Below are 18,578 nucleotides of genomic sequence, written 5' to 3' on the forward strand. Positions count from 1 at the left end.
ATCCCTTATTATGAATTATTCTTTTCCTGTGTATACACCAGGGGTGACTGGGATTACTTCATCGACTTTTTTACCATTTAAATAGTCAATTGCAGTAGCTACAGCGATTTCACCTAATTTATTTGGATATTGTTGAATTACAGCTACGAATGTCTTTTCTTTATCTACAGCTTTTCTTGCTTCATCCATGCCATCAAAACCAATGATTTTTATATCATTATTTTTAACAGATTTCGCCGCGATAACCGCTGATAATGCAGCATCATCACCAAAACCAAAAATTCCATTTAAGTCTGGGTATGCTTGTAACATATTTTGTGCAACAACAAGAGCTTCTGCACGAGTAATTCCTGTTTGAATAGACACTATCTTGACGTCTGGAGTTTTAGACAATCCTTCTTTAAATCCATCAACACGATCAACAACTGATTGCACCATAGGATAATCAATAACACCAACCGTTCCTTTACCGTTTAATAATTTCCCCATTAACTCACCGGCAGTAACACCACCAGCATAATTGTTGGTCGCAATATGACTAACGACTTTGACGCCAACGGCAGGAACATCAACAGTAATAACTGGAATATTCGCCTTTTCAGCTTTCATAATTGCAGCTTGTACACCTTTTGAATCAACTGGTGATAAAATAATTAAATCCACTTTTTTAATAATAAAATCTTCAATGTCTGAAATTTGCTTATTAAGATCTTGGCTAGCGATGGATAGTGATAAATCAACATTTTCCTGTTGAGCTTTTTGTTTTATAGCATCTGCTAATGAGATATAAAAAGGATGTTGTTGGGTTAATAATGAAACACCTATATGATATTGCTTAGCATGTGCGCCGAAAGTGAAAAAAAATAGAAAACACACAAAAAAGAGTTTAGATATTTTTTTCATAGAAAGAGCTCCTTAATTTTAAGCATGATAATTAACCTTATAGGAAAGAATAAATCATCCAATCTTTTATTCTTTATCATCATGCAACTATCAAAATACAATACAAAGAAAAATATTCTTAAAAAGATTTGAAACCATAATTTTTCTCTATTTACTGCAATATTCGTAACTTTACGCTACGTATTATTAGTATAGTTTTTGAAACAAATTTTATTGTGACGAAGCTCTCAAATTTTCAAAATAAAAGCAAAAATATAAAAATATATTTTCATTTTAAAAGTTAAATATTATTTATAGGAGATTTAAAAGTAAGCTAGCAACATCAATATTGACTACTACAAACTCAATTAGAAACAGACAAAATAGTCTAATTAAATCTTTTTAATCGTCGAATTTTTGCTTATTTAAATTAAAAAATAATAAGTAAAACTACTTTCATTTTTAATGATAAATAATGTTATGATTAATTTGTAAAAATGAAAGATAAAAAATAAGGATGTTTACATGGAAATAAACATGACGCAATTTGATATTAAAATTCATCTTCCCAGAAAGCAGCAAATTGTATTTACCGATCTTAATCAACAACTACATGACATATTAAATATTTATCAACACTGTATAGATGACAATGCCCACTGGTATCCAACTCGAAGTACAGCCAAAGGTAAGCCTAAAGCTTTAATTTATGGTTCTGAAGGATTTACCGAATATGGATTAAAAAAACTATCACGTGCTTGTAAACAAATCGACACAAGAGGCAGTGTTTTATTATGTTTTGCCGATAGTCAAAAATTATCTAATTGTAATCTGATGTTCTATTCCGGATACAAAGCTATCGGATGTTTTCAGGCGGGTAAATCTTCCGTTGGTTTTTCTTTTGATTTACCTGAAAGTAAACAAATTATTGATAAAATGGCATCGTTTATAACTGGATTAGCACAAAAATTTAGCCATAACTTTATTACTATGAATAGTAGAGAAATTCCTAGTTCAATTTATATCTTTCCGCCACGTATAAACTTATCTTTAATGGCTTACATACCTAGTCCATTACAACATAAAGATTATCCAGAAGTTTATCAATTAATACCAATTATAAAAGAGAATAAGCATATTGGTACTGTCATTGTTTTATTTGATCATTTTCCTAATATACAAAAAAATATTAATGATATTAAAACTATGAATAATGTGGAATTGAAATTGCGTGAAGCAGATCTTTTACCTATGAAACACGATTTATAATCTATGACATTAATATAAAAATTTGAGAATTAAAATGGTTGAAATGATAAAAAATAAATCTACTTTGTTAGATGCAACTAAAATTCTAGTTAACACAGCGGCAATTATAGCTGTAATAAAATATGACCCTGATGTCAATCTATCACGAAGTGAAATTGAAGCCAAGAAAGCGATTAAAGATGGGCCGCAAACAATTAAAAGCAACTCAAGATTAACGGCAGAACAAAAGGCAAAAATAACTCAAGATGCCGCTGATAAATTAGCCGAAGTACTATTTTTAAACAGAACAATTTATCATGTTGATGCGAATAGTTATATCAATGAATTAATTACCAATATGCAAAGTGAGCATATTTCATTACCTAATGAAAACTCAACTCAATTATTTCAGCGATTATTGGCGGCTTATCATTATTTAGTTGATTTAAAATTTACTGAAATTAAGGTCATTGAAACCTATTTATATGCTTATGCATCTGACCCAACGTTTAAAGATAACCCTATAGTTAAGGCATGGATCGAAAAAACGGACCAACCAGCACAACAACAATTTCAAGATATGATTTATGTAGCTCGTAAATTCGATTTTATTGAAAATTATCTTAACGAATAATAAAACATATAAAACAAAGCCCTTCTTTATAAGGGCTTTATAAGGGCTTTATAAAAGCTAATTTCAATAACATTGATTAGCATAAAATGTCTAGATTAATAACAATTAAGGTGATGACTATTAATTTAATTCAATTGAATATAAAATAGCGCCATTAAAGCGCTTATAAGTTATCGAATCAATCATTAAAACATCGTATTATTATTTTCTGCCTGCTCTGGTACATTTTGGATCACATCCCAATGTTCCACTATTTTTCCATCTTTAACTCGGAATATATCAACTACCGCTTTACCAAGATCATCATTATTGATTTTAGAATGGACATGTAACCATACAATATCGCCTTCTACTGATGAGCGAATTATAGTATTACTTGATTGTGGATTTTGTTTAAAGAAGCCTTCGAAATACGTAATCGCAGGTGCTCTACCATTAGCAACATAGGGATTATGTTGTTTATAATCTTCAGACAGCGTTTTAGTTGCCTCAGCCACTTGATGCTTATTAAAGAAGTTATTATAAAAATTGATAACCAGTGTACGATTTTCTTCCTCTTGAGCGAGATTTCTTTGCTTTAGATCTTTTGCAACGGCAATACCAGTAAAACTCAACAAACAAATACCAATAACAAAGCTTTTTTTAATTACATTCATACCAACTCCAATTTCTATTTTAATTTAGATAAACTCTATCTATAATGCGTTATTAGTCTATAATGTAGACTGATTGAATAGTAACAATAAAAATCAAATAAAACAATAAGTAACATAAACATGACTAGGTCAACTCAATGTGACTTAATCTGTTTAGGCAAACGAGATAACGATAATTATGACAATGGCTAAAACGACAAAAAGTGAACTATTTGAATTTGACCATCCATGTCCTATTCGTGATGTTCTCGATAGAATTGGCGATCAATGGAGTCTGTTAATTCTAAAATCATTAGAACATAATGCGATGCGATTCAATTCTTTACATAAAGAAATTGGTGATATATCACGGCAAATGCTGTCACGGACATTAAAAAGACTTGAAAAAGATGGCTATATTACTCGAACCGTTTATGCACAAGTCCCTGCTCGTGTAGAGTATGCTCTAGCTGAGCTTGGTATATCATTTCTTAAACCAATGAATACATTAATACAGTGGGCGGATGAGAATCATCAAGCGATTTGTCGAGCGAGAAAACGGCAAAATTAGTAATTATTAGAATAGTTATTTTTGAAAAGATAAAAACAAAGCTAACCAAATATATTGGTTAGCTAGTGATTAAATTACTGACAAACAAAGTTTTCAGGATTATTAGTATCCCCTTTACCTTGATAAATCGTTTTTTGTGGATATTGGCATAAAGGACGTTGTAGGGTGACTTGACCATTTTCAACTTTTTGGGCAATTAATCTGTTTGGCGCTTGTTTTTTCTCAACCCAATTAACGAGCGACTCAAAACCATTAATTTTATCTGGGCCATCGCCACCATTACAATGGTCAACACCAGGAGCTAGGTAGAGTTTTGCAAAATCATCGACTGAATCTTTACCGCCCATAATCTTCAATACATTATTATAATATTGAATTGTTCCTTTCGGTGCGATCAGGCGATCATTCAAACCATGCCAAATAATCATTTTGCCACCCAATTTTTTAAATTGGCTCAAATCGGCATTATCAGTTCCCATTATTGGACGGAATAACTCTACTGATTCATTAAAATAGTTATCAAAACCGCTGTAACCTAATGTTTTCCAGTCAAAATTAGGATCTTGTTTAATCCAATACTTTAAATAATCCTCTGGAATAGGAAAAGGCCCTTTATTACTAGCTAAAACATCAAGTGGTGCAGTCGGTTCAATGCTAAACCATAAAGATTTGCCATTTTGATCTGTTGGTCCTTGCCAAATTTTTCTTAGTGTGAGAACTTCGTCCTTATCAAGTCCTGCTTTATTTAGCAATTCATCGCTGATTTCTACTGCTGCTGGATCACTAACTAGGCCATCTTTAATACCATCTTTTTCATCAGCCAGTTCAATAATCGCTTTTCTAACTTTTTCCAGTTTATCGTTATCGATCGGTTTACCTAGCTCTTGTTGCATAACAATTTGAGGCCATATTTCTGCTGGTACAAATTTATCCCAATGGATTGCTGGTGCTGCAATATACAAACCATCATAATCAGCCGGATACCTTTGTGCTTCCATTAGCCCTTGTCTTCCACCAGTTGAACAACCATTCCAATATGCATAATTAGCAGCTTGACCATAATATGACGCTATGACTTGTTTGGTTTTTACAGTCATCTCATGTACACTACGATAAGCAAAATCAGTTATCGAATCGGCCTGTAATTTACCATCTTTAAAGACAAATTTGCCTTCCACTAAATTACCTGTATGTCCAGTATCTGTAGCGGCTGCAACATAACCATTTTTAGCCGCTACGGCTAATTTATCAAATGGTATAAATCCTGCATATCCACCACCACCTATTGCTTGTAATCGCTGATTCCAATTAGTAGGCAACCAAACTTCGACATTAATAGCCGGTTCAATGGATAATTCGACGCGACAAATCTGCGGTAAATCAACAATTTCTTTAGCTTTAGCACCTCTTAAAGTATCAGCCAATTTAGAACTTGGTGAAAAACGATCGGCAATTATTTCGCTACTTACTACTTTAGCATTCTCTAATTTCAAATTTGCCAATGCGTGACAACGCTCTTCGACATTAGCTTTCGCGGAAGTCGTATAAGCAGAAGATGCTAAACAACTTAACACCGATAAAAACAATAAACTGTATTTCATCATATCCTCATCCCTATCCTCAAAAAATATAATTTATAAAACTAGTTATCATTAATATTAGTCATTAGCCGTATAAATAACAACATTAATCATGATTATTTTTATCAGTGAATATCACTTATCGATAGTAATTTAATACCTATTTTAATCATCTATTTTTATTTTTTTACACTCATTTTTATTGAATTAAGAATTTTATACTGTATATTTATACATATATTGTTTTTTAATACGAATTATCCAGCACTATTCGTTTTTATTAATTTTTCGGAGTCTTTTCTTGAATAAATATTGTGTTGTCCTTGGGCAAGCTAATAGTTCGCTCACTGTTTATTTACCTTTAGTTGATACACCAGTAAGAGCTGGATTTCCATCTCCTGCTGATGATTATTTAGAAACAAAACTAGATCTAACCAGTCATTTAGTGAAGCATCCTAGTGCAACTTACTATATTAAAGCGATTGGTGACTCGATGATTGATTATGGCATTTATAGTGGTGATCTCCTTGTTGTCGACCGTTCTTTACAACCGAAAATAGATGATATTGTTGTTGCTGCTGTGGACGGTGAATTAACCTGTAAATGTTTAAGTTTTATTAATGGCGAACATCATTTATTGTCTGGCAATAAACTTTACCCACCTATTTCATTAGCTGGCAAAGACGTGCATATTTGGGGAGTGGTAATACATACCATTCATTCCCTACGTAAACGAGGACACTGATGATTGGCTTAATTGATTGTAATAATTTTTACGCATCTTGTGAGCGGGTATTTAATCCAAAATTAGAAGGAAAACCAATTGGTATTCTTTCAAATAATGATGGTTGTGTAATAGCACGCTCTAATGAACTCAAACCGTTAGTTGCTATGGGCATGCCGGCCTATCAAATCCCCTCCCATATTCAAAAAAAAATTACCTTATTAAGCTCTAATTATGAACTTTATGGTGATATGAGTCAGCGAGTATTTGATACCGTTCGTCATTATACTGCGGATATCGAACTCTATTCGATCGATGAAGCTTTCATTCATCTAAACGGGTTTAGCCATGCTTTAAATCATTGTCAAAATTTAAAAGCAATAGTAAAACGTGATACAGGTATCCCAGTCAGTATCGGGATTGCCGCAACTCGCACGCTAGCAAAGTTAGCTAATCATATCGCCAAAAAACAACCTATTCATCAAGGTGTTTATTGTTTTCCGACGGATCTGGAAGAAAAAATAACTATCTTAAAGCAATTCTCAGTTGCAGATATATGGGGTGTTGGTTGGCGAATTGCTCAACGGCTAAAAGTATTAGGCATTCACACCGCTTGGGATTTATATCAAGCTAATTTAAAACAAATCAGACAATTATTTTCAGTTGTCCTTGAGCGTACCGTGCTTGAGCTACGTGGTATAAATTGTATTGAATTAGATGATCTGCATACCGCTAAAAAAAATATTATGACATCACGTAGTTTTGGCCATTTAACTAATAATCTATTTGATATACAAGAAGCAATTCGTGTGCATGCCAGCCGTGGCGCAGAAAAATTGAGAAAGCAAAAATCAGTTGCTAATGCCGTACTGGTGTTTTTAAAAACTAATCGATTTCGACCTGAATTAGCGCAATATAATCCGTCAGTTGTGGTGCCATTATTATCGGCGAGCGATGATTCAAGATTTATCATTCATGCTGCCCAAAAAGGGTTACAATCCATTTATAAACCAGGTTTTTTATTTATGAAATCAGGTGTGATGTTACTTGATTTAAAAACTAAAGATAATTATTGTCAATCGGATTTATTTACTGCTGAAACATCAGCAACTGAAAAACACAAAAGTGAACAATTAATGAAAACCATAGATGACATCAATCAGAAAATGGGAAAAAATACTATTCACTTAGGTGGTATCAGACAAACTGCTGCATGGCAAATCAAGCGAGAGCGACTTAGCCAACGATATACGACTCGTTGGGATGAGTTACCTTTGGTAAAATAGATAACCGATTAACCGCTAAGATAATAATTTAATCAATCGATTGAATTGAATTACCTTGTTCATTTCTTACATCAACATATACATCCCATTTTCTATAATCACTATTAATAGATTTTTCACAAGAAATTGAAAGCCCATATTTATGAGGAAGATTTTTTAAGCCTAAGCGTATTTTATGCCACTTTACCTTTAATGGTAAAAGGCAGTTAGATGCGTAAAATTTTCTATTTGCTTCAAGTGTATGTAAATTAGTATGATGTTCTTGATTATAGGTGGCTATAAATTCAGCCGCCTTATTATCAATTTCACCGAAAACTTCATCAAGCGTCATAGCCTGTGCAAAAGGAACAGTAATAACAGCTACAATTGCGATACTATATTTTAGTAAATGAATCTTTTTCATAAAAAACTTTAATAATTTAAATTATTAAGTGCAAATAAAGTTAATTTTTGCACTTTTATTATTCATAAAATTAAGAGCCCATATTAACAATTGAACTACGAAAGCGTTTCAGTGCAATAAGGAAAAACACACTACCGATTCCTAATAACCACGCATACGAGGTCCAAACCACACTTAAACCAGCCCCTCGATATAAAATTGCTTGCCCTAATTCGACAAAATGGGTGGTAGGTGCAAATAACATAATATTTTGCACCACTTCAGGCATACTTTCTCTTGGCGTACTACCACCAGAAAGCATCTGTAACGGTAAAAGAATCAAAATAAATAGCATCGCAAATTGTGCGGTTGATTTAGCCACGGTTGCCATAAAGATACCGAGTGACGTTGTCACGAATAAATGCAAAGCAGCACCAACTAAAAATAAGGTAATCGAGCCCTCAATTGGCACATTTAACCAACCATGAACAACGACTAACAATGCACCCCAAGTCGAAACTAGTACCACCAACCCCATTGACCAAACTTTTGAGATCATAATTTGAAATGGTGTCACAGGCATTGATAGCAAGTGATCGATAGTACCATGCTCGCGCTCTTTCATTAACGCTGCACCGGTTAAAATAATCGACAATGTGGTAACTATATTAATAATCTCCATGACAGAACCAAACCAAGAACGGGTTAAATTAGGATTAAAGGCTGCATGAACCTCAATATTGACCGGCAAACTGGTTGGTTTATCAATTTGATTAAAGTATTTAGTTATTTCGCTGGTGACAATTTGCGTAATATAACCATTACCTACAAAAGCCTGTCCCATTCGGGTTGCATCAATATTCAGTTGAATTTCTGGACTTTGGTTATTTAACACATCACGTTGAAAATTAGGTGGTATATTTAATGCAAAAGTATAACTATCAGTATCCATTCCGCGATCAACTTCATCCATTGAATTTAATTTAACTGGTTTATTAAACATTGGCGGATAAAGCGCTGCGATAATTTGCCTTGATAAAGGCGAATCATCTTCATCAACCACCGCAATTGAAGCATGATGAAGTGAGTCTGAAGTTGCGGTAGCTGCGGTATAAATATCCAGTGTAAAGCAGTAGGCGATTAACAGTAACATGATTGGATCACGAATCAATCCCCATAACTCTTTAATACCTAAGCGATAAATATTAATAAAACTTTGCATAATATCTATCCTTCTTGTTTCTTGAGGAGGAATATACTTGCACCAAGTATAATCGGAATAGTAATCAGTAAGGTAAATATCGAGTTATGTAAATCAAAAAATCCTAATGCCTTATTGAAAACACCTCGAGCAATAATAAGCATATGGGTAGTTGGATAGACTTCACCAATATATCGCCCACTCCCTTCTAATGATGCTACAGGATTGAGTAACCCCGAAAATTGTATCGCTGGTAACATAGTACCAACACAGGTTAAAAAGATAACCGCAATTTGGCTACGTGTTACCGTCGAAGCAAGTAAACCAAAGCCAGTAGCAATGATACAATAAGCTAATCCAGCTAAACATAAAGTTAGTAAACTTCCTTTTATCGGTACGCCAAATATAGTAACCGCCATAAGCAGCAGTAATAAAAAGCTAAGCATCGAAATAACAATATAAGGAACCTGTTTACCTAGTAAAAACTCAGTTCGAGTAACAGGAGTTACATATAGGTTAATTATTGACCCCATTTCTTTTTCACGCACTACGGATAATGCCGCTAACATTGACGGAATCATTAAGAGTAAAATAGGAATGACCGCTGGCACCATCGCTTGCAAACTTTTAATATCCGGATTATAACGATAGCGGGTCTCAATATTTGCCAATGAGCTAGATGCGGTGCCGGTAGTGGTTTTTATTTTGTCACTTAACCACGAAAGGTGCATACCTTGTACATATCCTTTAATTGTGTCGGCACGTAATGGCATAGCGCCATCAATCCAGATACCGATATTAACTGGATCACCGCGTTGAATATCACGGCCAAAATTAGGGGGAATTTCAATCGCCAACGCTATCTCATTACTTCTCATCCTATGGTCCATATCATCATAATCTGTGATTGGCGGTTTCTCGATAAAATAACGCTTGGAGCCAGATAAATTAGTAATATAGTTTTGACTGGTGATCGTTTGATCACGATCTAATACTGCAAAATTTAAATCCTCAACATCCATCGTGATACCATAGCCCATCACCAACATTAATATCGCTGAACCTAACAGTGCCAATAAAGCGCGCAATGGATCGCGGGATAACTCAAGTGTTTCACGCCACAAACAACCAATCAAACGAGTTAGACTGAACCCTTGTAGATGATGTGCATTGACTTTAACTTGCTCATTATCATTAGTTACGGCTTTAGGCATTTCGCTAGCTTTTTCATCATTGTTTGTATCATCAGCGCCAGCATCAACTAAATATCGAATAAAGGCCTCTTCAAGGGTTTTCGCATCTTTAGAATGAATGATATTATCTGGCGTATCGCTGGCTAAAACCTTACCAGCATGCATTAATGAAATCCTATCACAACGTGCCGCTTCATTCATAAAGTGGGTAGTGATAAATACGGTGACTTTATCTTTTCGGGAAAGCTCAATAATTAAACGCCAAAAGTCATCACGAGCAATCGGATCGACCCCAGAGGTAGGTTCATCGAGAATAAGAATTTCAGGATTATGCACCACAGCAACCGATAAAGAAAGTCTTTGCTTAACGCCTAACGGTAGACTATCTGGCAAACTTTTCAATTCATTTTCCAGACCAAAACGCTTAACTAACTCCTCAACTCTTGCCGGTATTTTACTTTCTTCAATACCAAATAAACGAGCATGTAAAACAAGGTTTTGCTCAACCGTCAATTCACTATAAAGTGAGAACGCCTGCGACATATAACCTAAATGACGTCTTACATTAATATCACTGGCATCAACTGGTTTACCAAATAACCACGCTTCACCTGATGAAATAGGTAATAGACCGGTTAACATCTTCATGGTGGTTGATTTACCGCAACCATTTGATCCTAAAAAGCCAAAAATCTCGCCTTGCTTTATAGAGAAATTAACGTGATCAACCGCAATAAAATCGCCAAATTGCTTAGTTAATCCTTTTGCTTCAATTGCCACCGGTAAATCTTGATTTAAATCTAACGGAGGGATTTCAACCGCTTGATAACCTTCCCTAGCATCTTCGGGCATTAATTGAATAAAAGCATCATCTAAATTATCTTTCCCTGTTTTGGCCAAAAGTGCTTGTGGTGTACCTGTTTCGAGGATCTTACCGCCATACATTGCCACTAACCAATCAAAGTTTTGTGCCTCATCCATATACGCAGTAGCAACAATAACACTCATTTGTGGACGTTGCTCACGGATTTTATTAATGAGTTGCCAAAATTGTGCACGAGAAAGCGGATCAACACCGGTTGTTGGTTCATCAAGAATAAGTAAATCAGGATCATGAATCAAAGCCGAACATAAACTTACCTTTTGTTTCATCCCGCCAGAAAGACGACCCGCAGGCCGAGATAGAAAAGGATATAAACCAGTGCTTTTAGTTAACTCATCAATACGTCGCCGTCTTTCGGCGGCATCATTACCAAATAGACGGGCAAAAAATTGTAAATTTTCTTCGACTGACAGTGTAGGATAAAGGTTTTTACCTAATCCTTGTGGCATATAAGCAATACGGGTACATACGTTTTGACGATGTAATTTATCTTTCATATCCCCATCTAAAACGTAAACTAATCCCTCTTGGATAACATGCGCGCCGGCGATCAAAGACAATAGACTCGATTTACCCACCCCATCAGGACCGATCAATCCCACCATACATCTTGGTGGAATAGCAATACTGACATCATTGAGCGCACAAGTTTTTTTATAATGTAATGTTACATTACTGACATTAACAACTGCATCTTCAATGGCTTTACCTTCAGCAAGTAACCTCAAATCCCTTTTATCCAATTCTGACATATGCTATCTCCAATTATTTTGTTTGGCATTTTGCAACATCAGATAAACCTGAAGGCCACTCCGCATTAGGATCAAGTCTAACCCATGCAACGCCAGGGAGACCGGTTTTAACATGAGTAATATAACATCTTAACAATTCTGGACTTAATTGTGCTTTAACTCTAAACATCAACTTTTGACGTTCATCTTTGGTTTCAACTGTTTTAGGCGTAAATTGTGCCACACTAGATACAAACGAAACTTTGGCTGAAATAGCTTTATCTGGAAGAGCATCCAACACTAGTCTAACTTCATCACCAATACCCACTTTCCCCGCAATTGTTTCTGGTAAAAAGAAAGTCAAATAGACATCGGATAGATTGACTAGATTTAATACTTTTCCACCTGAAGATAAAACTTCACCTGGTTGGGCTATACGATATTGAATACGACCATCAACAGGAGCGGTTAAGGTACTGTCATTAATATCAGCTTGAATTTGATTAATATTCGCTAACGCTACATTTATCGCTGATTTAGCACTTTCTACGCCAGCTTGAGCAGCTTCAATCGCTGCATCAGCAGCGGTAACTTGTGATTTAGCTGAATCTAATGCAGCTTTGGCACTATTTACTTTAGCAGTATCATCATCAAATTGTTGTACTGAAATCGCTCCTTTTTGATAAAGTGCAGCAGTACGTTGTAAATGCTTATTGGCTATATCTAAGTCACTTTCTCTTTGTGTAACACCAGCTAAAGCAGCAACTTTATCACTCATTTTTAAAGCTACTTGTGCTTTTGATGTCGCTTCATTACTCATAGCTTGTCGATGTTGAGCTTGGGCTTCATTTAATTGCGCTTGTAACGTATCAGTTTGCATAATGACTAGCGGTTGGCCTGCAGTGACAAAATCGCCCTCTTCAACATTAATCTTTTCAATTCTACCGGCTAATTTGGTAGAGATATTGATTTCAGTAGCTTCGATACGTCCGTTGCCACTAGTAAAATCAGCACCATAGCCATCAGGCTTAAATTGCTGCCACAAAATAAAACCAATAATAACAACTACAACTGCAATAACAATCCATTTTTTGTTTATTTGTTTCATGAATAACACCTTATTCTAAAGTGACAAATCTAAAATATAACTTAACGAAAAATTTAATAGTTAGAAGCGATTTATTTTCAATATGATCATCATAGCAAATGTCTTTTATAAATAACATCAGCTCGCAATACAAACGCAGTAAAAGCTAAAAAAGGTCATTTATAATTTTAAATAGAGATCACAATAAACGTAGATGATGATTTATAAAGAAAAGCAAAAAAAATGAATATCCAATTAATTTAATTGAAAATTATTTTAATATATTATTGATTTAGTCAATGGAAAAAGGTTAATAAAAAAAACTAAACTCCAAATCAATATAAAATTAATTTGGAGTTATCTTATAAATGTTAAACGATTATCTTGAAAAAGATCATAAATCCGGTCTAAACCGTTTTAATTCTTTTAATGGAATATCACCTTGAACTGAACATTGAATCATGACTTTGCCACTAAACCTATCATATTCAAGAAACAATAAATTTTCAGCAGTGCCTCTTACTGGAGAGTCATTGGTTAATACATGTTTATTGTCAGACCAAACACCATCTTTATAAAATAACGCATTGGCAACATCAAGCGTACCATCAGCCGATATTTGCCAATCAACCCATGGTAACGCACTTTTAATCTCTTCAAAGGTATTATCGGTGTTAAATCCCCAAAAATAGTACTTCAGATGTTCATTGTAAATATATTGGGACTGATCAAAACTTTCGATTTTTAAACCATTAAAGATAATGGGTGGATCAAATGTAAGTCTACTTTTTTTAGGATTATTATTTGATTTAGTGACAAATTTGCTATAACCATTTGGTAAATTTACGATTGGAAAATAATTACGATATATTTTTTTATTTAAATCCGAAAAAAAAGTCTTATCACATTGGGTAAAGCTTTTTAATAAATGACTAAAATCATCATCAAATGATGGATTTTGGGCATTTGCGAAAAATGGCATGAGTAAACCAATAAAACATAATGATTTAATCTTCACTGTCTATTTCCTTATTAGTGATTGATAATAAATTTTTACTTTGAGTAGCTTTAAAATAAGTTATTATATCAATAATGACAAATAATATTTAGCCTATCTTTAACTATAATAGTAGCGAAATATTCAAAGATAAAACAATTAGTTGCTAATCAATAACCGTCTAACAAAATAGCAACAAGATATTGCTAGCAGTGTTGTAAGGAAATATAGTAATTAAATATATTTTTCTCAGCGTTATGACTTATTTAATAAAGGTGATTTTATGGCTCTTCCTTCTTTTTTGACAATTTATAATGAATTAATATCCACTCCAACTATCAGTAATGTAACCAATGAAAAATTAGATTATTCCAATAAGCCACTAATTGACAAATTAGCGCAATGGTTTGCTGATTTAGGCTTTACAATTGACATTCAACCTGTACCAAATACACGTAATAAATTTAACATGTTAGCCACCTATTCCAATAGTGACAATAAAACTCAAGGCGGCCTATTATTAAGTGGTCATAGTGATACAGTGCCTTTTGATGATGGACAATGGAGCAAAGATCCATTTAAGTTAACCGAAGAAAATAATAAACTCTATGGGCTAGGCACTGCAGATATGAAAGGATTTTTTGCATTTATATTAGATGCATTGCGTGATATCGATCTTAAAACATTAACCAAACCAATTTATGTATTAGCGACCGCAGACGAAGAGACATCAATGGCTGGTGCTTCATTTTTTGCCCAACAAACGCAACTACAACCAGACTGCACAATTATCGGCGAACCTACCTCATTGATTCCTATTCGTGCTCATAAAGGATTTATATCTAATTCAATTAGAGTTATTGGTAAGTCAGGCCATTCAAGTGATCCAGACAAAGGTATTAATGCTATCGAAATCATGCATTTAGTGATTGAAAGATTACTTATTTTGAAGCAAAAATTCAAACAACAATATCATAATGATGGCTTTAGCGTACCTTATCCAACCATGAATCTTGGTGTTATTCATGGTGGTGATGCAGCTAATCGTATTTGTGGCTGTTGTGAATTGATTATTGATATTCGGGTTTTACCAGATAACGATATTGACTCACTTTATAATGCCCTTTGTGAAGCATTACAACCCGTTATGGACCAATATCCTAATCGAGTTTCCATCGAATATGAGGTATCACCAATACCGGGCTATGAATGTAAAAAAGATCATCCAGCATTAAATCATATAGAAAAACTGGTTGGTCACACCGCGCAAACCGTTAACTACAGTACTGAAGCACCTTATTTAAATCAAATCGCCCCAACCATCGTTTTAGGACCAGGCTCTATTGAGCAAGCTCATCAACCAGATGAATTTATTTCAATGGATTTCTTAAAACCAACCAAATTAACCATTGAAAATTTAATTAAAGATTTTTGTTTATAAAAAGTACATTCGCCGGCAATGTCGGCGAATCAGCTTAATGCTATTAAAGCACAATAATTCATTATTTTTATATTAAGACGGTATACACTCCTCAATATTTTTTACAAAAACTTACTTTTTCATCCTACATTTATCACTTAATAAAATTTATTTATAAAGTTATCTAACCACTACAATCATAAATAAAAATTTTCTGTAAATAGTGATACTAAATGATATTAATGAATCATTTTCATCTTAAGACGGTATAGACTCCTCAATATTTTTTACAAATATGGTCATTTTGATTTAGTAAAAATATACAAGAAAAGTCATGTTTTAATTATTGTTATTGTTATTATTATAGTTATAGTTTTGGCTTTGATTAGTTTTATTAGTAATAGCCGACAAAGTCGGCGTGATTGATTAAACTTGAAAAGTGGCAAAATCAGTAGCAATTTCAGTATTAGCAAAGATGCTCCTAGCTTCATTAACCAGTTTTTGATTATCTTGTATACTATATCTAGGGCTAATATGCGTTATGATTAACCTTTTAGCATTAGCTTGCTTAGCTATATTGGCAGCGTGTATTGTCGTTGAGTGCCCACGTTCAATGGCTTTTGCCTCAAGAGCTTGCTCTTGAGTGGCCTCATGCACTAATAAATCGACGTTTTCAGCTAAATCAATGGATGCTTGACAAGGGATGGTATCACCCAAAATAGCTACTTTTTTGCCTTGCTTAATATCGCCTTGATAATCCTTACCATTAATTGTTCTACCATCTTCTAAAGTAACGGTTAAACCTTCTTTTAAATGAGCATAATGTGAACCTATTTGGATGTTATCTTTTTTTAATTTATCAATATCCAGCGTTGCAGGAAGATCCTTTTCAACAATACGATAACCAAAACAAGGGACTCGATGTTGTAATAATTTGGCGTCGACGCGAAATTTATTATCTTCAAACACTAAGCTATCTTGTTCAAGTTCAATAATATTTAAAGGGTAAGTAAGCCATGAAGAACTAATTTCAATCACTGTTTGAATAAATTGATTAATACCTTTAGGTCCAACTAACGTTAATGCCGATTGATTTTGCATTAATGAACGAGTTGTCAACACCCCCGGTAAACCAAATAGATGATCACCATGTAAATGAGTCAAAAATATCATCTCCAATTTGGCTAAACTAAAATTGGCCTTTTGCATTTGCATTTGCGTTGCTTCACCACTATCAAACAGCCATAATCGCCCTCGTTCTTGTCGGAGATCAAGCATAACACTACTTACATTACGTTCTGCGGTTGGTGAACCGGCACTTGTCCCTAAAAAAGTTAATTTCATATCAAGATCAAATTGTCATTTAAAATTTTATTATATACTGAGAATAACTATTGATAATTTTATTTTGCTATAAGAAATAGAAAAATTATTATATTAGTAACTATAATAATTAATTCATTTATAACAGAACGTTAAAACCAAAATGTTTATATCTCAAAAATCAATACAATAATTTAAATAAGGATTTCATCTTGTACTTTAATTTATTTAAGATAAAGATCTAGTTGTTTTGCTCGTTGAAAATTCAGCTCAGCAAGGCAAGAAAATTTCATCATATCTAGCGCATTATCAATTGCTCCACCACCTAACGAACGTGCAAAATCACACTGCAGATTGCGATATTTAATAAATTCTTGGTTAGATTTTTTCAATCTAGTTTTGGCAATTACGATGTATTCTTTATCTTCAAACCAATTATCAAGTTCATTGAAAAATTTCTTTTGCGATTTATCTAATTCCGCTTGACTCATATAAAAAATTTTTTCTAAACATTCAGTCATGGCTCTTTCTGAAGGCTCGCCACTACAGTAGATGCGCAATTCGTACTGATTTAAATCAGCATATTTTGAATTAGCAAAAACCTGTAGTGGCATAAAAATAATAAATATAGTCATTAATTTTATTATTTTCATAAAACTCTACAATCCTATTGATAACACTAAATTTAGTTAAATTATTGATTTATAATATAGATTAAACGTTTTTACGTTCGATGGTCTGTTCGCCCCAAAAGAGCTTATCAGCTTTAGTTTTAGCGAAAGCGCGTTGTAATACTTCATCGCTACCTTCTTCCCAAATTTGTTCTGCTAATTTTTCATCATCATTAGCGAGTTCAAAAATAGCCTCGGCAATTTCAATAGAGGTTTCACGAATATTTGCCCAAGATCGAATATCATGTATTTCTTTTTTGGTACTATTCATATTTATTCTCCTTATTTGCTAAGATTACAGGTAAAATAAACCCTATTCGCACAAAACACAATAGGTAACACTCTTTATGCTAACTATCATCTCTCCAGCCAAAACCCTTGACTATCAAAGTCCATTAATCTCTACAACCCATACCCTACCCGAATGTTTAGAGGCAACAAAACAACTTATTACTGTTTGTAAAAAGCTAACTAGCAATGATTTAGCTAAATTAATGTCTATCAGCCCCAAACTTGCGGCAGTCAATTATGAAAGATTTCAAAATTGGCATCCTGATTTTAATTTACAAAATGCCAGACAAGCGATTCTAGCGTTTAAAGGCGATGTATACGAAGGTCTACATGTTGAAGATTTTACTGCTAGTGACTTGCAATTTGCGCAATCACATTTACGTATTCTGTCTGGGTTATATGGCTTATTAAGGCCACTAGATTTAATTCAACCTTACCGTTTAGAAATGGGTATTCGGTTAAAAAATGGTAACAATACTAATCTTTACCAATTTTGGGGAGAAAGCTTAACCGATAAACTCAATGAAGAGTTAGCAAAATCATCTCAACCAACTTTAATTAATTTAGCCTCTAATGAATACTTTAAAGCGATACAAGTTAAACACTTAAATGGCAAAATTATTCAACCGATTTTTTTAGATAAAACCAAAGATGATTATAAAGTGATCAGCTTTTACGCCAAAAAAGCACGCGGATTAATGAGTCGATTTATTATAAAAAATAACATTAATAATTATAATGATATTAAAAGTTTTAATTTAGATGGCTATCAATTTGATTCTAATCGCTCAACTGAATTAGAATGGTACTTCACCAGAAAACATGCATAGAAAGATATA

General features: G+C 33.7%; 18 protein-coding genes. 7 read left to right on the plus strand and 11 right to left on the minus strand.

Annotation, left to right across the window (positions count from 1 at the left end):
* Positions 1 to 15: 15 nt before the first annotated feature.
* Complete coding sequence (locus tag H3U97_RS03865) at positions 16 to 903, minus strand: substrate-binding domain-containing protein (protein WP_065651157.1); 888 nt, start codon at positions 901 to 903, stop codon at positions 16 to 18.
* A gap of 504 nt (positions 904 to 1,407) precedes the next feature.
* On the opposite strand from H3U97_RS03865, the gene H3U97_RS03870 reads away from it, so the two are divergent.
* Entirely contained in the window at positions 1,408 to 2,151 is a 744-nt protein-coding gene (locus H3U97_RS03870; protein ID WP_198198223.1) for an Imm52 family immunity protein, read from the plus strand.
* A gap of 34 nt (positions 2,152 to 2,185) precedes the next feature.
* Positions 2,186 to 2,764, plus strand: a complete 579-nt coding sequence (locus H3U97_RS03875) for a hypothetical protein (protein WP_198198225.1) — start codon at positions 2,186 to 2,188, stop codon at positions 2,762 to 2,764.
* Between the two features lie 185 nt (positions 2,765 to 2,949).
* Here H3U97_RS03875 and H3U97_RS03880 read toward each other — a convergent pair whose 3' ends face one another.
* Positions 2,950 to 3,420, minus strand: a complete 471-nt coding sequence (locus H3U97_RS03880; RefSeq protein ID WP_065578798.1) for an ester cyclase — start codon at positions 3,418 to 3,420, stop codon at positions 2,950 to 2,952.
* 184 nt (positions 3,421 to 3,604) lie between these two features.
* On the opposite strand from H3U97_RS03880, the gene H3U97_RS03885 reads away from it, so the two are divergent.
* On the plus strand, positions 3,605 to 3,970 hold the full coding sequence (locus H3U97_RS03885) for a helix-turn-helix domain-containing protein (RefSeq protein ID WP_065613460.1): 366 nt from the start codon (positions 3,605 to 3,607) through the stop codon (positions 3,968 to 3,970).
* 74 nt (positions 3,971 to 4,044) lie between these two features.
* On the opposite strand, the gene H3U97_RS03890 is transcribed toward H3U97_RS03885, so the two are convergent.
* On the minus strand, positions 4,045 to 5,574 hold the full coding sequence (locus H3U97_RS03890; RefSeq protein ID WP_198198227.1) for a tannase/feruloyl esterase family alpha/beta hydrolase: 1,530 nt from the start codon (positions 5,572 to 5,574) through the stop codon (positions 4,045 to 4,047).
* 277 nt (positions 5,575 to 5,851) lie between these two features.
* Here H3U97_RS03890 and H3U97_RS03895 point away from each other — a divergent pair, with 277 nt between their 5' ends.
* Both H3U97_RS03895 and H3U97_RS03900 read left to right on the plus strand, forming a co-directional pair.
* A complete protein-coding gene (locus H3U97_RS03895) occupies positions 5,852 to 6,295 on the plus strand; it encodes a LexA family transcriptional regulator (RefSeq protein WP_198198229.1) in 444 nt (147 codons plus the stop codon).
* Positions 6,295 to 7,560: a Y-family DNA polymerase gene (locus H3U97_RS03900; RefSeq protein WP_198198231.1), complete on the plus strand. Its 1,266-nt coding sequence runs from the start codon at positions 6,295 to 6,297 to the stop codon at positions 7,558 to 7,560. Before H3U97_RS03895 ends, H3U97_RS03900 begins: the two co-directional genes overlap by 1 nt.
* Positions 7,561 to 7,588: 28 nt before the next feature.
* Here H3U97_RS03900 and H3U97_RS03905 read toward each other — a convergent pair whose 3' ends face one another.
* The 5 genes from H3U97_RS03905 to H3U97_RS03925 all read right to left on the minus strand — a co-directional run bounded on the left by H3U97_RS03905 (position 7,589) and on the right by H3U97_RS03925 (position 14,055).
* Positions 7,589 to 7,963, minus strand: a complete 375-nt coding sequence (locus H3U97_RS03905) for a hypothetical protein (RefSeq protein WP_198192069.1) — start codon at positions 7,961 to 7,963, stop codon at positions 7,589 to 7,591.
* Positions 7,964 to 8,033: 70 nt separating this feature from the next.
* Complete coding sequence (locus H3U97_RS03910) at positions 8,034 to 9,164, minus strand: ABC transporter permease (protein WP_086320648.1); 1,131 nt, start codon at positions 9,162 to 9,164, stop codon at positions 8,034 to 8,036.
* Positions 9,165 to 9,169: 5 nt separating this feature from the next.
* Complete coding sequence (rbbA, locus tag H3U97_RS03915) at positions 9,170 to 11,971, minus strand: ribosome-associated ATPase/putative transporter RbbA (protein WP_198198233.1); 2,802 nt, start codon at positions 11,969 to 11,971, stop codon at positions 9,170 to 9,172.
* Between the two features lie 13 nt (positions 11,972 to 11,984).
* A complete protein-coding gene (locus tag H3U97_RS03920; protein WP_065578807.1) occupies positions 11,985 to 13,058 on the minus strand; it encodes an HlyD family secretion protein in 1,074 nt (357 codons plus the stop codon).
* Positions 13,059 to 13,431: 373 nt separating this feature from the next.
* Entirely contained in the window at positions 13,432 to 14,055 is a 624-nt protein-coding gene (locus H3U97_RS03925; protein ID WP_065578808.1) for a hypothetical protein, read from the minus strand.
* 262 nt (positions 14,056 to 14,317) lie between these two features.
* On the opposite strand from H3U97_RS03925, the gene argE reads away from it, so the two are divergent.
* The gene (argE, locus tag H3U97_RS03930) at positions 14,318 to 15,475 is read left to right on the plus strand and encodes an acetylornithine deacetylase (RefSeq protein WP_086320650.1); all 1,158 of its coding nucleotides are present in this window, start codon (positions 14,318 to 14,320) and stop codon (positions 15,473 to 15,475) included.
* A 405-nt stretch (positions 15,476 to 15,880) separates the two neighbouring features.
* Here argE and rnz read toward each other — a convergent pair whose 3' ends face one another.
* From rnz to H3U97_RS03945, 3 genes are all read right to left on the minus strand, one after another.
* Positions 15,881 to 16,798: a ribonuclease Z gene (gene rnz / locus H3U97_RS03935; protein ID WP_198198235.1), complete on the minus strand. Its 918-nt coding sequence runs from the start codon at positions 16,796 to 16,798 to the stop codon at positions 15,881 to 15,883.
* A 203-nt stretch (positions 16,799 to 17,001) separates the two neighbouring features.
* Positions 17,002 to 17,430 (minus strand): lysozyme inhibitor LprI family protein, encoded by a 429-nt coding sequence (locus H3U97_RS03940; RefSeq protein WP_198198237.1) that lies wholly within the window; start codon positions 17,428 to 17,430, stop codon positions 17,002 to 17,004.
* A 61-nt stretch (positions 17,431 to 17,491) separates the two neighbouring features.
* Positions 17,492 to 17,719, minus strand: a complete 228-nt coding sequence (locus tag H3U97_RS03945; protein ID WP_086364319.1) for a YccJ family protein — start codon at positions 17,717 to 17,719, stop codon at positions 17,492 to 17,494.
* A gap of 76 nt (positions 17,720 to 17,795) precedes the next feature.
* Between H3U97_RS03945 and yaaA the strand changes: the two genes are divergently transcribed.
* Positions 17,796 to 18,569, plus strand: coding sequence for a peroxide stress protein YaaA (gene yaaA / locus H3U97_RS03950; RefSeq protein ID WP_198192074.1), 774 nt, complete (start codon positions 17,796 to 17,798; stop codon positions 18,567 to 18,569).
* Positions 18,570 to 18,578 lie beyond the last annotated feature (9 nt).

It is taken from the genome of Gilliamella sp. W8128, assembly GCF_016100545.1.
In the GTDB taxonomy this organism is placed as follows: Bacteria; Pseudomonadota; Gammaproteobacteria; order Enterobacterales; family Orbaceae; genus Gilliamella; species Gilliamella apis.

What these genes read in the sequence shown, in the direction of transcription:
- H3U97_RS03865 (WP_065651157.1), bottom strand. Translation starts at nt 903, where the DNA reads ATGAAAAAAATATCTAAACTCTTTTTTGTGTGTTTTCTATTTTTTTTC.
- H3U97_RS03870 (WP_198198223.1), top strand. Translation starts at nt 1,408, where the DNA reads ATGGAAATAAACATGACGCAATTTGATATTAAAATTCATCTTCCCAGA.
- H3U97_RS03875 (WP_198198225.1), top strand. Translation starts at nt 2,186, where the DNA reads ATGGTTGAAATGATAAAAAATAAATCTACTTTGTTAGATGCAACTAAA.
- H3U97_RS03880 (WP_065578798.1), bottom strand. Translation starts at nt 3,420, where the DNA reads ATGAATGTAATTAAAAAAAGCTTTGTTATTGGTATTTGTTTGTTGAGT.
- H3U97_RS03885 (WP_065613460.1), top strand. Translation starts at nt 3,605, where the DNA reads ATGGCTAAAACGACAAAAAGTGAACTATTTGAATTTGACCATCCATGT.
- H3U97_RS03890 (WP_198198227.1), bottom strand. Translation starts at nt 5,574, where the DNA reads ATGATGAAATACAGTTTATTGTTTTTATCGGTGTTAAGTTGTTTAGCA.
- H3U97_RS03900 (WP_198198231.1), top strand. Translation starts at nt 6,295, where the DNA reads ATGATTGGCTTAATTGATTGTAATAATTTTTACGCATCTTGTGAGCGG.
- H3U97_RS03905 (WP_198192069.1), bottom strand. Translation starts at nt 7,963, where the DNA reads ATGAAAAAGATTCATTTACTAAAATATAGTATCGCAATTGTAGCTGTT.
- H3U97_RS03910 (WP_086320648.1), bottom strand. Translation starts at nt 9,164, where the DNA reads ATGCAAAGTTTTATTAATATTTATCGCTTAGGTATTAAAGAGTTATGG.
- rbbA (WP_198198233.1), bottom strand. Translation starts at nt 11,971, where the DNA reads ATGTCAGAATTGGATAAAAGGGATTTGAGGTTACTTGCTGAAGGTAAA.
- H3U97_RS03920 (WP_065578807.1), bottom strand. Translation starts at nt 13,058, where the DNA reads ATGAAACAAATAAACAAAAAATGGATTGTTATTGCAGTTGTAGTTGTT.
- argE (WP_086320650.1), top strand. Translation starts at nt 14,318, where the DNA reads ATGGCTCTTCCTTCTTTTTTGACAATTTATAATGAATTAATATCCACT.
- rnz (WP_198198235.1), bottom strand. Translation starts at nt 16,798, where the DNA reads ATGAAATTAACTTTTTTAGGGACAAGTGCCGGTTCACCAACCGCAGAA.
- H3U97_RS03940 (WP_198198237.1), bottom strand. Translation starts at nt 17,430, where the DNA reads ATGAAAATAATAAAATTAATGACTATATTTATTATTTTTATGCCACTA.
- H3U97_RS03945 (WP_086364319.1), bottom strand. Translation starts at nt 17,719, where the DNA reads ATGAATAGTACCAAAAAAGAAATACATGATATTCGATCTTGGGCAAAT.
- yaaA (WP_198192074.1), top strand. Translation starts at nt 17,796, where the DNA reads ATGCTAACTATCATCTCTCCAGCCAAAACCCTTGACTATCAAAGTCCA.